This is a genomic window from Synechococcus sp. CCY 9618, from assembly GCF_019038415.1.
Taxonomy (GTDB): domain Bacteria; phylum Cyanobacteriota; class Cyanobacteriia; order PCC-6307; family Cyanobiaceae; genus Cyanobium.
In genome coordinates, this window is record NZ_JAFKRG010000003.1 from 22,784 (window position 1) to 34,980 (window position 12,197).

General features: G+C 70.6%; 15 protein-coding genes. 4 read left to right on the forward strand and 11 right to left on the reverse strand.

Going from position 1 to position 12,197, the window contains the following annotated elements:
* Window positions 1-28: 28 nt before the first annotated feature.
* Window positions 29-901, reverse strand: a complete 873-nt coding sequence (locus KUG41_RS00430; RefSeq protein ID WP_216899979.1) for an alpha/beta hydrolase — start codon at window positions 899-901, stop codon at window positions 29-31.
* A gap of 138 nt (window positions 902-1,039) precedes the next feature.
* Here KUG41_RS00430 and KUG41_RS00435 point away from each other — a divergent pair, with 138 nt between their 5' ends.
* Both KUG41_RS00435 and KUG41_RS00440 read left to right on the forward strand, forming a co-directional pair.
* On the forward strand, window positions 1,040-1,291 hold the full coding sequence (locus tag KUG41_RS00435) for a type II toxin-antitoxin system VapB family antitoxin (protein ID WP_216899981.1): 252 nt from the start codon (window positions 1,040-1,042) through the stop codon (window positions 1,289-1,291).
* Window positions 1,288-1,677 carry a PIN domain nuclease gene (locus KUG41_RS00440; protein ID WP_216899983.1) on the forward strand — a complete coding sequence of 130 codons (390 nt, stop codon included), beginning with the start codon at window positions 1,288-1,290 and terminating at the stop codon, window positions 1,675-1,677. Before KUG41_RS00435 ends, KUG41_RS00440 begins: the two co-directional genes overlap by 4 nt.
* 91 nt (window positions 1,678-1,768) lie before the next feature.
* Here the strand turns inward: KUG41_RS00440 and KUG41_RS00445 are convergent, their stop codons facing one another.
* From KUG41_RS00445 to hemL, 10 genes are all read right to left on the reverse strand, one after another.
* Window positions 1,769-2,719, reverse strand: coding sequence for an ArdC family protein (locus tag KUG41_RS00445; protein WP_254216678.1), 951 nt, complete (start codon window positions 2,717-2,719; stop codon window positions 1,769-1,771).
* A 266-nt stretch (window positions 2,720-2,985) separates the two neighbouring features.
* Window positions 2,986-3,252, reverse strand: coding sequence for a Txe/YoeB family addiction module toxin (locus tag KUG41_RS00450; RefSeq protein ID WP_216899985.1), 267 nt, complete (start codon window positions 3,250-3,252; stop codon window positions 2,986-2,988).
* On the reverse strand, window positions 3,245-3,400 hold the full coding sequence (locus KUG41_RS00455; RefSeq protein ID WP_216899987.1) for a type II toxin-antitoxin system Phd/YefM family antitoxin: 156 nt from the start codon (window positions 3,398-3,400) through the stop codon (window positions 3,245-3,247). Before KUG41_RS00455 ends, KUG41_RS00450 begins: the two co-directional genes overlap by 8 nt.
* Window positions 3,401-3,439: 39 nt before the next feature.
* On the reverse strand, window positions 3,440-4,327 hold the full coding sequence (locus KUG41_RS00460) for an ion transporter (RefSeq protein WP_254216679.1): 888 nt from the start codon (window positions 4,325-4,327) through the stop codon (window positions 3,440-3,442).
* Entirely contained in the window at window positions 4,321-5,043 is a 723-nt protein-coding gene (locus KUG41_RS00465; protein WP_216899989.1) for an ABC transporter ATP-binding protein, read from the reverse strand. The genes KUG41_RS00460 and KUG41_RS00465 overlap by 7 nt, the downstream gene beginning before the upstream one ends.
* Entirely contained in the window at window positions 5,040-5,804 is a 765-nt protein-coding gene (locus KUG41_RS00470) for an ABC transporter ATP-binding protein (protein WP_216899991.1), read from the reverse strand. Before KUG41_RS00470 ends, KUG41_RS00465 begins: the two co-directional genes overlap by 4 nt.
* On the reverse strand, window positions 5,801-6,709 hold the full coding sequence (locus KUG41_RS00475) for a branched-chain amino acid ABC transporter permease (protein ID WP_216899993.1): 909 nt from the start codon (window positions 6,707-6,709) through the stop codon (window positions 5,801-5,803). Before KUG41_RS00475 ends, KUG41_RS00470 begins: the two co-directional genes overlap by 4 nt.
* Before the next feature lie 5 nt (window positions 6,710-6,714).
* The gene (locus KUG41_RS00480) at window positions 6,715-7,644 is read right to left on the reverse strand and encodes a branched-chain amino acid ABC transporter permease (protein WP_216899995.1); all 930 of its coding nucleotides are present in this window, start codon (window positions 7,642-7,644) and stop codon (window positions 6,715-6,717) included.
* Window positions 7,645-7,651: 7 nt separating this feature from the next.
* Window positions 7,652-8,851: an ABC transporter substrate-binding protein gene (locus tag KUG41_RS00485; RefSeq protein WP_216899997.1), complete on the reverse strand. Its 1,200-nt coding sequence runs from the start codon at window positions 8,849-8,851 to the stop codon at window positions 7,652-7,654.
* Window positions 8,848-10,176, reverse strand: coding sequence for a glutamate-1-semialdehyde 2,1-aminomutase (hemL, locus tag KUG41_RS00490; RefSeq protein ID WP_216899999.1), 1,329 nt, complete (start codon window positions 10,174-10,176; stop codon window positions 8,848-8,850). Before hemL ends, KUG41_RS00485 begins: the two co-directional genes overlap by 4 nt.
* A gap of 144 nt (window positions 10,177-10,320) precedes the next feature.
* On the opposite strand from hemL, the gene KUG41_RS00495 reads away from it, so the two are divergent.
* A complete protein-coding gene (locus KUG41_RS00495; protein ID WP_254216684.1) occupies window positions 10,321-11,805 on the forward strand; it encodes an FAD-linked oxidase C-terminal domain-containing protein in 1,485 nt (494 codons plus the stop codon).
* 69 nt (window positions 11,806-11,874) lie between these two features.
* Window positions 11,875-12,162 (forward strand): hypothetical protein, encoded by a 288-nt coding sequence (locus KUG41_RS00500; protein ID WP_216900003.1) that lies wholly within the window; start codon window positions 11,875-11,877, stop codon window positions 12,160-12,162.
* The last annotated feature ends 35 nt before the right edge of the window (window positions 12,163-12,197 follow it).

Consider the following 12,197-nt stretch of genomic DNA (forward strand, 5'->3'; position numbering starts at 1 on the left):
GTTGCGTTCGCGTTCACCCCACCGGCCGTCAACGCAGGAAGAGGCTCCTCAGCCAGCCGTCCACCACCCGCGTCGCGGGGTCGTCGGGCTGGCCCAGCTGGCGGTTGATGGCCATGTGCCCCGCCAGCCCGGTGCCAGCGAAGCCGGCGACTTCCACAGGGGTGCCGGCCCGCTGCAGCGCCCTGGCCAGGTCGCGCGTCTGGCTCCTGGCGTCGAGACGCTGCACATGGAGAAGCAGGAAGGCGGGGGCATTGGGTGCGGCCGCCTGCCAGGTGGGGGAGAGGGCCCGCTGGCGCAGGGGGTCGTTGCCGAAGGCCTGGGCGTACGTCTGCTGCATCAGGGGGCCGGCCAACCGCAGCTGGGCCGGCACGTCGTAGGCGGCGCCGTCGATGGGCACCACGCCGGCCACGGCGCCCTGTGTCAGACCCACCGAGCGCAGGTAGGCGGGATCGGTGCCCACCAGGGCGACCAGATGCGCCCCGGCGCTGTGGCCCATCAGCACGATGCGCCGCGGATCGATGCCCAGCCGGCCGGCGTGGCGGATCAGCCAGGCCAGGGCGCTGGCCACGTCGGCGGCCTGCTGCTCCACCGTGGCGGCCGGCACCAGGCGGTAGTTCATGGTGGCGAAGGCGTAGCCCCGGGCCCGGAAGTGGGACACCTTGGCCCTGCCGGTGGCCGTGGCCCGGTCGCCGCGCTTCCAGCCGCCGCCGTGCACGAACAGGATCAGCGGCGCGGGACGGCCGGCCTCGCTGGCGGCGCCCCAGAAGCTGAGGCGCTGCAGCCGGTCCTGGCCGTAGGCGAGGTCCTGGCCCAGGGAGCCGAGGGCCGGTGTCGTGCCGCAGCTGATCAGGGTGGCCAGCAACAGGGGGGCGAGGGCGGATCGGACCAGGACTGCGCGCATCGCGGGATGGGCCGGTGGGATGGGGAGCTGGGAACAGGGGGCCTTCAGCGGGGGCCAGGCTGATCCCGATGTGTATGCCAGGGCTAAAGTGTGCGTATCGGGGAAGGCCTTTGGGCCACCCCCTTGCCAAGGACCACCATGGGCACCCATCCAGCCACCCGCACCAACATCGTCATTGACGACGGCCTGATGAAGGATGCGATGCAGGCCAGCGGTGCCCGCACCAAGCGGGAAGCCGTGGAGTTGGGTCTGCGCACCCTGGTGGAGCTCAAGCAGCAGGAGGGCCTGCGTGCCTTCCGCGGCAAGCTCCGCTGGGAGGGTGATCTCGAGGCGCTGCGGCTTGATCGCTCTGATGGCAGTAAGTCTCCGCTCGGCGGTGAGGGCCGGTGATCGTCGTCGATTCCTCGGTCTGGGTCGACTTCTTCAACGGCATCGCCACCCCTGAAGTGGAACGGCTTGATGGACTGCTCGGCATCAGGCCCGTGGCGGTGGGCGATCTGATCCTGGTGGAAGTGTTGCAGGGCTTCCGAAACGACGGTGACGCCGCCAGGGCAACACAGCTGTTCGGCTCGATGGCGGTGATCGAGATGCTGGGCCGCCGCCATGCTTACCGGGCTGCGGAGAACTATCGGACGCTGCGAAAAAAGGGGCTGACGGTGCGCAAGACGATCGACGTGATCATCGCCACCGCCTGCATTGAGGCCCACCTGCCGTTGCTGTTTTCCGATCGCGACTTCCAGCCGTTCGTGACGCATCTGGGGCTGGAGGCGGCCTGAACCGCAGCACGTCACTCCGATCTGCCCCACCAAATCGCTGGAAAGATGGTGCTGAGCACCCTCACCTCTGCCTACCCGCCCGAATTCCCCCTCAGCTCCTTACCGCTTCCGAGTCTTCGGGGCAGATCAGATCGGCAGCCTTGCGGGCATCGCTGAGCACCTGCAGCAGCACCCGGGGCGAGTCGCGCAGCAGGGCGATCCAGTGGCCCAGATAGGCGGCGTGGTTGGCCATGGCACTGCCGATCTCCAGGCGATCACCGACCAGCACCGCCCCCAGCTCGGCGACGAGCTCCTCGCGGGCATAGGCCATGCCGCCATCGCCTTCGACGCCCATGCCGCCGGAAAGATCGCGGGCCAGCCGGGAGCTGTGGCCACAGGAGTGGATCGCCTCATGGGCCCAGGTGGCATAGAGGGCCGCGGCTGAATGGAAGCCGGAGCGATCGGGCAGCTGAATGCGATCGGGCACCGGCAGATAGCAGGCTCGATCTCCAGCGAAGTTGACGGGCACCCCCCAGTGGCTGAGGACAGCTTCTGCGGCTGCCAGCCGCTCGGGCTCCGGCCGCCGGCTCACCCCCTCGGCCTGCCGGCGTTTCTGGAGCAGCCCCTCCAGCGCCTGGCCTTCCAGATCGGCGGCATTGAACACCGCCACCGGCCGGTAGCTCACCCAGCGGTGGCACGCCCCATCGGCCGGAGCCGCCTCGGCAAGCCGGCCTTCGCTCTGCTGATGCACCTGGGGCCGCAGCACATGCACGGCCCTGCTGCCCTTGCGGGGAAAGATCCCCAGCGCCTTGGCCTCGGCAAAGCCGCACCAGTAGGGCAGCGATGAACCCCGCAGGTGCAGGCCCAGGGTCAGCAGCACCGGATTGGCACCGCGGTAGCGGCGGCCGGAGAGCAGGTTCACGTGGTGACCGCCAGCGGCGGCCTCCCACTCCCGCCGCCAGGGGGTGGTGCCCGCCTCCAGCAGGGTGATCAGGGAGGCCACCAGCTTTTCCTCGGGGGAGGTCTTGGTGCCGGGTGTGTCTTTGGGCGTGGAGGTGGACAAGGATGGGGAAGGAACAGCCACGGTTGGCAGGCGCGCAGGACAGCAAGCGCAAGCGCGACCAGTGGCAAGGGCCAGGCGCAGCGCTCACTGAAACCAATGCCCCCAGGCGTCCCGTCTCCTGCGGTTGGTCGGCTTGCAGCGCCCTTGCGCTGCCGCGCACGCTGAGGACTTCTGCGCGCGCTTTCTCAGGTTTCCAGGCGTCTTAACTGCGCACGGGTTGCTCACATCAGATCAGCTGAACTGGCACCTGGATAGGGCCAGCCGATTCAACGCCCGTCGTGATACCGGCAAGCCAGGATCACCAGCAGCGGCCCGTCAACCCGATAAACCAGCCGGTGGGTGTCGTCGATGCGGCTTGACCAGCAGCCGGAGAGGTTCTCCCGCAGCGGTTCGGGTTTGCCGATGCCGCTGAACGGATCCCGCAGACAGGCCTGGATCAGCTGGTTGATGCGCCGGAGCTGTTTGCGGTCCTGGCCTTGCCAATACACGTAGTCCTCCCAGGCGGCGGGCGCCCAGGCGAGCCGCTCAGGCATCGGGATCGATCAGCCCATGCTCCAGCGACATCACCACGGCGCTCTGGCCGTGGCGGCGGGTGATCACCGTCACATCGGCATCGGCCGTGACCCGGTCGAGCACCGCCTTGAAGCTCTCCCGGACTTCGGAAAAGCTGAGCACCTGCATCGCCGTTGTCCAGGAAGTGGTACAGAGTTCAGCGCCCCCTCACAAGCCCGCCCCGCAGTGCTTGCAGTGGCGCGCATCCGGATCGTGCCCCTCCCTCTGGCAGCTCCCGCACACCACGGCGGGCTTCAGGAGACCCTCCCGCTGGCGGGCGCTGGCCTGGCCGATCTCGGCGGTGATGATGCCGGTGGGCACGGCGATGATGCTGTAGCCCAGCAGCATCACCACCGAGGCCAGGAATCGGCCCAGGGGCGTCACCGGCGCCACGTCGCCGTAGCCCACGGTGGTGATCGTCACGATCGCCCAGTAGATACCCACCGGGATGCTGTTGAAGCCCTGCTCGGGACCCTCGATCACGTACATCACCGAGCCGATCACCGTCACCAGGGTGATCATCGCCAGCAGGAACACCGACATCTTGCGCCGGCCGGCCACGATCGCGTCCCAGAGCAGGTTCGATTCCTGCAGGTATTCGCCCAGCTTCAGCACCCTGAACACCCGCATCACCCGCAGCATCCGCACCACCAGGAACACGTGGGCGCCGCTCACCAGCAGCCCCAGGAAGCTGGGCACGATCGAGAGCAGATCCACCACTCCGAAGAAGCTGCGGGCATAGCGCAGCGGTGATCCCACGCACAGCAGCCGCAGCAGGTATTCGAGCGTGAACAGCAGGGTGAAGAACCACTCGAGCACGTCGAACGGGCGGTCGTAGCGCACCCGCAGCACCGGGTCGCTCTCGACCACCACCGCCACCACGCTCACCACGATCGCCACCAGCAGCACCACGTCGAAGCTCTTGCCGGCGGGGGTGTCGGTCTCGAAGATCGTGCGGAACAGCCACACCTTTCCGTAAACGCGGCGGATCCCCAGGGCCACCAGCAGCAGGCCACCGAGGATCACCGGAATCAGCAGGGCGGGGGGCATCAGCATGTCTCTCCCAGGTAGGTGGCCCGCAGGCCTGCGTCGGCCAGCAGCGCTCCAGCGCGGCCCGCCATCGCCATGCTGCCGCCCTCGAGCACCAGGCCGCGGTCGGCGATCTCCAAAGCGGCGGTGGCGTTCTGCTCCACCAGCAGCATCGTCAGCCCCTCCTTGTGCAGGGCCGCCAGGGCGGCCATCACCTCGGCCACCAGCTTCGGGGCCAGGCCCAGGCTGGGTTCATCCAGCAGCAGCAGGGTGGGCCGGCCCATCAGGGCCCTGGCGATGGCCAGCATCTGCTGCTCCCCCCCCGAGAGGTTGCCCGCCAGCTGCTGGCGCCGGTCGGCCAGGCGGGGGAACAGGGCGTAGCAGCGCTCCAGGTCGGCGGCGATGGCGGCCCTGCCGCGCCGCAGCCAGGCGCCCAGCTCCAGGTTGGTGGCCACGCTCTGGCGGGCCAGCACCCGCCGGCCCTCCGGGCAGTGGCCGATGCCCAGCCGCACGGTGCGGTGGGTGGCCAGCTCCGCCAGGTCTTTGCCGCGCCAGAGCACCTGGCCGGCCGCCGCCTGCACCAGCCGGGAGATGGCCCGCAGGGTGGTGCTCTTGCCGGCGCCGTTGGCCCCCAGCAGGGCCACCAGCTCCCCTTGCTGCACCTGCAGATCGATGCCCCGCAGGGCGGTGAGGGCGCCGTAGCGCACCGTCAGCCGGCGCAGCTCCAGCAGCGGCACGCTCACGGCTGCCCCCCCAGGTAGGCCTCGATCACCCGCGGGTCGCGCCGCACCTCCGCCGGGCTGCCCAGGGCGATCCGTTCGCCGAAATTGAGCACCGCCAGCCGGCCGCAGAGCTGCATCATCAGCGGCACGTGGTGCTCGATGATCAGCACGCTCAGGGCGAAGTGGTCGCGGATCCGGCCGATCAGCAGCCGCAGCTCCTCCTTCTCGGCCGGGTTCATGCCGGCGGCGGGTTCATCCAGCAGCAGCAGTTGGGGGGCCGTGGCCAGGGCCCGGGCGATCTCCAGCCGCCGCCGGTCGCCGTAGGCCAGCTCCCCGGCCCGCTGATCGGCCAGGGGGGCCAGCTCCAGCCGCTCCAGCAGCTCCAGCGCCTGCTCCTTCAGCCGCCCCTGGCGCCGCCGGAAGCTGCCGCTGCCCAGCAGGGCCCCCGGCAGCGGCGCCCCGGCGGCGTGATGCAGCCCCACCAGCACGTTCTCGAGCGCCGTGAGGCTCTCGAACAGGCGCAGGTTCTGGAAGGTCCGGGCGATGCCGAGCCGGTTGATGGCCGCCGGCCCCATGCCCTGCATCGGCCGGCCCCGCCAGAGGCAGCGGCCGCCGCTGGGGCGGGTGAGGCCGGAGATCACGTTGAACAGGGTGGTCTTGCCGGCGCCGTTGGGGCCGATCAGGCCGAAGATCTCCCCCTCCCGCACCTCCAGGCTCACCCCGGCCAGGGCCTGCAGGCCGCCGAAGCGGCAGCTGACTCCCTCCACCTGCAGCAGGCTCATGGGGCCAGGGGCGCGCCGCGGCGCCGGGGCAGCAGGGCGGCCAGGGTCTGCAATCGCTGCAGCCGCTCCGCCGTCACCAGCCCCTGGGGAAAGAACAGCGGCCCCAGCAGGATCACGGCGCCGAACAGGATCAGACGCAGGTCGCCCACCGGCCGTAGCAGCTCCGGCAGGGCGGTGAGCAGCAGGCCCCCCAGCACCGGCCCGGGCCAGAGCCTTGAGCCGCCGAACACCACGAAGGCCAGGGTGGTGATGCTGGCGTCGAAGCTGCCGGCCCGGGCGTTCCAGGAATTGAAGAAGTGGGCCGCCACCGCGCCGGTGACCCCGGCCAGCAGGGCGCTGGCCACGAAGGCGATCAGCTTGGTGTGCGGCGTGTCGATGCCCACGCAGGCGGCCGCCAGTTCGTCGTCGCGGATGGCGGCCATGGCCCGGCCCAGCCGCAGCGCCTCCAGCCGCTGGCACAGCCAGCAGGCCAGGGCCAGCAGCGCCAGGGTGAAGGCCACATAGCCCTCCGGCTGCGCGAAGGGCTGGGGGATGCCGAAGATGCCCATGGCCCCGCCGGTGAAGGGCAGGTTGAGGTTGATCACCCGCAGGATCTCCACCAGGGCGATGGTGGCGATGGCCAGGTAGATGCCCCGCAGCCGCAGCACCGGCCCGCCGATCGCCAGGGCGATCAGCCCCGCCAGGGCCCCCGCCAGCACCATCTCCACCAGCAGGGCCGGCAGCGGCGAGGTGGCGCCGGTGCCAGCGAAGGCGGGAACGCCGGTGGAGAGCAGGGCGGCCACGTAGCCCCCCACCGCATAGAAGCCCGGCGTCGCCAGCGACAGCTGGCCGCAGCGCAGCGGCAGGTACACCGACAGGGCCAGCAGGGCCCCCAGCAGCATCTGTTCCAGCAGGCCGGCGTCCATGGCCCTCACACCTTGGTGGGCAGGGGCCGGCCCAGCAGCCCCCGGGGCCGCACCAGCAGCACCAGGAACAGGAAGCCGTAGCCCACCGCATCCTTCCAGCCCGAGGCCTCGGCCGGCACGCAGGCCTCGGCCAGGCCCACGATCAGCCCGCCCAGCACCGCCCCCGGCACGCTGCCCAGCCCGCCCAGCACCAGCACCGCCAGGCCCTTGAGGCCGTAGCCGATGCCGAAGTAGGGCCCGGCGATGCTGACGCTCAGCCCCACCAGGCCCCCCGCCACCCCGGCCAGGAAGCCGCTGAGGCCGAAGGCCAGGCGCACCATCGCCGTGCTGTCGATGCCGAGCAGCTGGGCGGTTTCGGCGTCCTCCGCCACCGCCTGCAGCCCCCTGCCGTTGCGGCTGCCCTCCAGCCACAGGCTGAGCACGGCCAGCAGCAGCAGGGAGATCGCCAGCAGCAGGGCCTGCACCGTGCGCACCCGGGCCCCCAGCAACGGGAAGGAGGCCGGCAGGCCGCCCAGGGCGCCGGTGGGGATGGCGTAGCTCTCCGCCCCCACCAGCAGCTGGATCAGGTTCACCAGGATCACCCCGGCCCCCAGGCTGGTGATCAGGGCCAGCAAGGGATCGGCCCGGCGCCGGCGCAGGGGCCGGAAGGCCACCCGCTCCACCAGCAGGGCCACCAGGGCCGCCCCCAGCCCCGCCAGCGGCAGGGCGCCCCAGAAGGGCAGGGCGAAGGGCAGCGCAAAGCCGGCCAGCAGGCCGTTGGCCCCCACCGCCCCGCCGATCAGCAGGTAGGTGAAGTAGGCCCCCAGGGTGAACACGGCCCCGTGGGCGAAGTTGATCACCCCCAGCACCGAGAACACCAGCGTGTAGCCGAGGGCGAACAGGCCGTAGACCGCCCCCACCGACAGACCGTTCACCAGGATCTGGATCAGGTCCACCCGGCTCTTACTTCAGCAGGGCGAAGCGCCCACTGCGCCCGCCCGGATCCATCCGCACCCGGGCCACGTAGAACTGGCTCTGGATCACCTCCCCCTCCGGCGTGAAGCGGATCTCCCCCAGGGGGGTGGCGTAGCTGCCGGACAGGATCTCGGCCATCAGCGCCTTTCTGGCCTCCACCAGGTTGGCGCCGGCCAGGGGCAGGCGCTTGTCGAGGCGCACCAGGGCCTCGGCGACCACCTGCAGGGCCGTGTAGGCCTGGGCGGTGAGCTGGGGCGGGGTAGCGCCGCCCTTGGCCGCCCGGAAGGCCTTGAGGAAGGCGTTGTTGGCCGGCGTGTCCAGCTCGGGGCTGTAGGCCTGGCCGATCAGCACCCCGTCGCAGTACTTCTGGCAGATCGGATAGATGTTGGGCGTGTTCATGCCGTTGCCGGCCACGATCAGGCCCCTGTAGCCCAGCTCCCTCAGCTGGCGGATCAGGTTGCCGCCGTCCACCGCCTGCAGCGACAGCACGATCAGATCGGGTTGTTCCCGCAGGGCGGCGCTGATCTGGTTCTGGAAGTCCTGGTCGTTGAGCTGGGTGCGCTGCACCGTCACCGGATCCAGACCCCTGCCCTTGAGGGTCTGCTGGAAGATCGTCGTTTCGGCGGTGCTGTAGGCGTCGTCCTGGGCGTAGAACACCGCCGCCCGCTTCAGCCCTGGCTGGAGCTTGAGGGCCGCCTCGATCGCCAGGGGGGCGATCACCGAGCTCTGGGCCGACACCCGGCTGATGAAGGAGCCGATCTCCGGGATGCCGGTGGCCGTGTTGGAGGGGGCCACCACCGGCACGCCGCGGCGCTGGGCGATCGGGTCGGCGGAGAAGGCCTGCTGGGAGAGGGTGGGGCCGATCAGGGCCAGCATGCCGTTGTTGATCTGCAGGGTGAAGGCGGCGTTGGCCCCCGGTTCGTCGCTGCCGCTGTCCTCCAGCGCCAGCTTCAGGGGCCGGCCGTTGATGCCGCCCACCCCGTTGCGTTGCTTCAGGGCCAGCTCCAGGCCGATCTTCTGGTCCTGCCCGTACACATTGGCGTTGCCGGTGAGGGCCAGCACGGCCCCCACCGGCACACCGCCGGCCAGGTTGATCGGCTGCTTGCCGCCGTCGCCGCCGCAGCCCGCCAGCAGCAGGGCCAGGGCCAGCAGCCCGGTGCCGGCCCGATGGAGTCGGCCGGGGATCACGCCAGCGAGAGGAACACGTCGCGGAAGGCGGCGATGGTGGCGTCGATGTCGGCGTCGCTGTGGGCCAGGGAGGTGAAGCCGGCCTCGAAGGCGCTCGGGGCCAGGTAGACGCCGCGCTGCAGCATGGCCCGGTGCAATTTGCCGAAGCGGGCCGTGTCGGTGGCCTTGGCCTGCTCGAAGTTGTGCACCGGCCCTTCGCAGAGGAAGAAGCCGAACATGGCGCTGATGCTGCCGCCGCAGCAGGGGATGCCGGCTTCGGCGGCGGCGGCGAGGATGCCGTCGCTGAGACGGCGGGTGATCGTTTCGAGCCGCTCGTAGCTGCCGGGCTGCTTGAGCAGCTGCAGCGTCTTGATGCCGGCCGTCATGGCCAGGGGGTTGCCGCTCAGGGTGCCGGCCTGATAGACGGGCCCGGCCGGGGCCACCATGCCCATGATGTCGGCCCGGCCGCCGTAGGCCCCCACCGGCAGGCCGCCGCCGATCACCTTGCCCATGGTGGTGAGATCCGGGGTGACCCCGAAACGGGCCTGGGCGCCGCCGTAGCTGATGCGGAAGCCGGTCATCACCTCGTCGAACACCAGCAGGGCGCCGTTCTCCTTGGTGAGTTCCCGCAGGCCCTCCAGGAAGCCGGGCTCGGGGGTGATGAAGCCGGCGTTGCCCACCACCGGCTCCAGGATCACGCCGGCGATCTCGCCGGAGTTGTCGGCGAACAGCTTCTTGACCGACTCCAGGCAGTTGTAGGGGGCGGTGAGGGTGTTGGCGGTGGTGGAGCGGGGCACGCCCGGGGAATCGGGCAGGCCCAGGGTGGCCACCCCGGAACCGGCCTTGACCAGGAACATGTCGGCGTGGCCGTGGTAACAGCCCTCGAACTTGATCAGCTTCTCCCGGCCGGTGAAGGCCCGCATCAGCCGCAGCACGGCCATGCAGGCCTCGGTGCCGGAGTTGACGAAGCGCACCATCTCCACCGAGGGCACCGCCTCGATCACCAGCTCCGCCAGGGTGTTCTCCAGCAGGCAGGGGGCGCCGAAGCTGGTGCCCTTCTCCAGGGCCTCATGCAGAGCGGCGATCACCTCGGGGTGGCTGTGGCCGCAGATGGCGGGCCCCCAGCTGCCCACGTAGTCGATGTAGCGGTTGCCGTCCACGTCCCAGGCGTAGGCCCCCTTGACCCGGTCGAAGACGATCGGCTGGCCGCCCACCGATTTGAACGCCCGCACCGGTGAACTGACGCCTCCCGGCATCAGTTTCTGGGCGGCGGCGAAGATCTCCTCGGAGCGGGTGGTGAGGAGAGCAGGGGCCGAGACGGGCGCTGAAGGGGTGGCCGAACTCAAGGCGGGTTCCGCAGTTGGTGGAAGGATTCGTCTCCCATCCTTACCCAGAAGAGTCCCACGGTGCTTCGGCTCGGTAGGTTCGGAAGCAATGCCACCCCTTTTCCGGCCCGCCGGCCCGCCTCCGTGACGATCGACTGGGCCGCGATGGAGCGCCAGTGCCGCCGGCTGCTGCCGGCCCGCGCGGTGGTGGCGGCCCCCCAGGAACTGCTCACCTACGACTGCGACGGCCTCACCCTGCACCGGGCCCAGCCATCGCTGGTGGTGCTGCCGGAAACCACCGACCAGGTGGCCGCCCTGCTGCGGCTCTGCCACTCCGAAGGGGTGCCCTTCGTCGCCCGGGGCAGCGGCACCGGCCTCTCCGGCGGCGCCCTGGCCGAAAACGGCGCCCTGGTGATCGCCACCACCCGGATGCGCTCGATCCTCGATCTCGATCTGGCCAACCGGCGCATCACCGTGCAGCCGGGGGTGATCAACTCCTGGGTCACCCGTGCCGTGGCCGGCGACGGCTTCTACTACGCCCCCGATCCCTCCAGCCAGGTGGTGTGCAGCATCGGCGGCAACGTGGCCGAGAACTCCGGCGGGGTGCACTGCCTCAAGTACGGGGTCACCAGCAACCATGTGCTGGCGATGGAGGTGGTGCTGCCTGACGGCACCGTCACCACCCTGGGCAGCGGCCTGGCCGAAACCCCCGAGCTGGACCTGCGCGGGGTGTTCATCGGCAGCGAGGGCACCCTGGGCATCGCCACCGCCATCACCCTGCGGCTTCTTCGGGCGCCCCAGAGTGTGGCGGTGCTGCTGGCCGATTTCAGCGCCATGGAGGCGGCCGGCGAGGCGGTGCGTCTGGTCACCGCCGCCGGGGTGCTGCCGGCGGGGATGGAGATCATGGACAACTTCACGATCAACGCCGTCGACGACCTGTTCGGCAGCGACGAATACCCCCGCGACGCTGCGGCGGTGCTGCTGATCGAGCTGGACGGCCAGGAACGGGAGGTGGCCGCGGCGGTGGAGATCACCGGTGAGCTCTGCCGCCGCGCCGGCGCCCGTACCCTCCGCCAGGCCTCCAGCGAGGCCGACCGGGCCCTGCTGTGGAAGGGCCGCAAGGCCGCCTTCGCCGCCGTGGGCCGCATCACCCCCACCTATTACGTGCAGGACGGCGTGGTGCCCCGCAGCGCCCTGCCCGGCGTGCTGGCGGCCATCGAGGAGCTGAGCCGCCGCTACGAGCTGCCGGTCGCCAACGTCTTCCACGCCGGCGACGGCAATCTCCATCCCCTGATCCTGTACCGGGCCGACCAGCCGGGCGTCACCGAGCGGGTGCAGGCTCTGGGGGCCGAGATCCTGCGCCTCTGCATCGACGCCGGCGGCAGCATCACCGGCGAGCACGGGGTGGGCAGTGACAAGCGCTGCTACCTCGACTGGATGTTCGCCCCCGACGACCTGGCCACCATGGGCCTGGTGCGGCAGGCCTTCGACCCGGCGGGGCTGGCCAACCCCGGCAAGATCTTCCCCACCCCGCGCAGCTGCGGTGAATCGGCCCGGCGCCGGGCGGCTCCTGTGACCCTGCGGCTGGCCGAGGAGGTGCCCACGGGGACAGGCGAGGAGCCCAGCCTGGAGCCCCTCGACGTCTTCTGAGCCTGTGACGAGCGGGGTTCCGGCTCATTGCCGGTTCTACACTTGCCGCCCTCCTCTGCCTGGCCCTTCATGACGTTCCGCCTGATGGCCTGTCTGGGTGGCGCCGTGGTTCTGGCGAGCGCAGCCCCGGTCCGGGCCCAGTCCCCGGTGGTGAACCTGGTGGCCGCCAAGGTCATCGAGCGCTATCAGAACTCCACCTGCGAAGAGCTGTGGGCCGCCCGCGGCCAGAGGCGCGGGTCCCAGGAGCAACGCGTGCTCGATCTGCTGAACGGGGATTCCGGGATGCGCCAGGCCTTCTTCAATCAGATCTCCGCTCCGGTGATGAACAAGATGTTCGTCTGCGGGATGATCCCCTGAAGCACCCGGTGGGCATCGAGGCGCAGACGGCTAGA

Coding starts and splice junctions, on each gene's coding strand:
- KUG41_RS00430 (WP_216899979.1), bottom strand. CDS start 901: ATGCGCGCAGTCCTGGTCCGATCCGCCCTCGCCCCCCTGTTGCTGGCC.
- KUG41_RS00435 (WP_216899981.1), top strand. CDS start 1,040: ATGGGCACCCATCCAGCCACCCGCACCAACATCGTCATTGACGACGGC.
- KUG41_RS00450 (WP_216899985.1), bottom strand. CDS start 3,252: ATGCCTGAGCGGCTCGCCTGGGCGCCCGCCGCCTGGGAGGACTACGTG.
- KUG41_RS00455 (WP_216899987.1), bottom strand. CDS start 3,400: ATGCAGGTGCTCAGCTTTTCCGAAGTCCGGGAGAGCTTCAAGGCGGTG.
- KUG41_RS00460 (WP_254216679.1), bottom strand. CDS start 4,327: ATGCTGATGCCCCCCGCCCTGCTGATTCCGGTGATCCTCGGTGGCCTG.
- KUG41_RS00470 (WP_216899991.1), bottom strand. CDS start 5,804: ATGAGCCTGCTGCAGGTGGAGGGAGTCAGCTGCCGCTTCGGCGGCCTG.
- KUG41_RS00475 (WP_216899993.1), bottom strand. CDS start 6,709: ATGGACGCCGGCCTGCTGGAACAGATGCTGCTGGGGGCCCTGCTGGCC.
- KUG41_RS00495 (WP_254216684.1), top strand. CDS start 10,321: ATGGAGCGCCAGTGCCGCCGGCTGCTGCCGGCCCGCGCGGTGGTGGCG.
- KUG41_RS00500 (WP_216900003.1), top strand. CDS start 11,875: ATGACGTTCCGCCTGATGGCCTGTCTGGGTGGCGCCGTGGTTCTGGCG.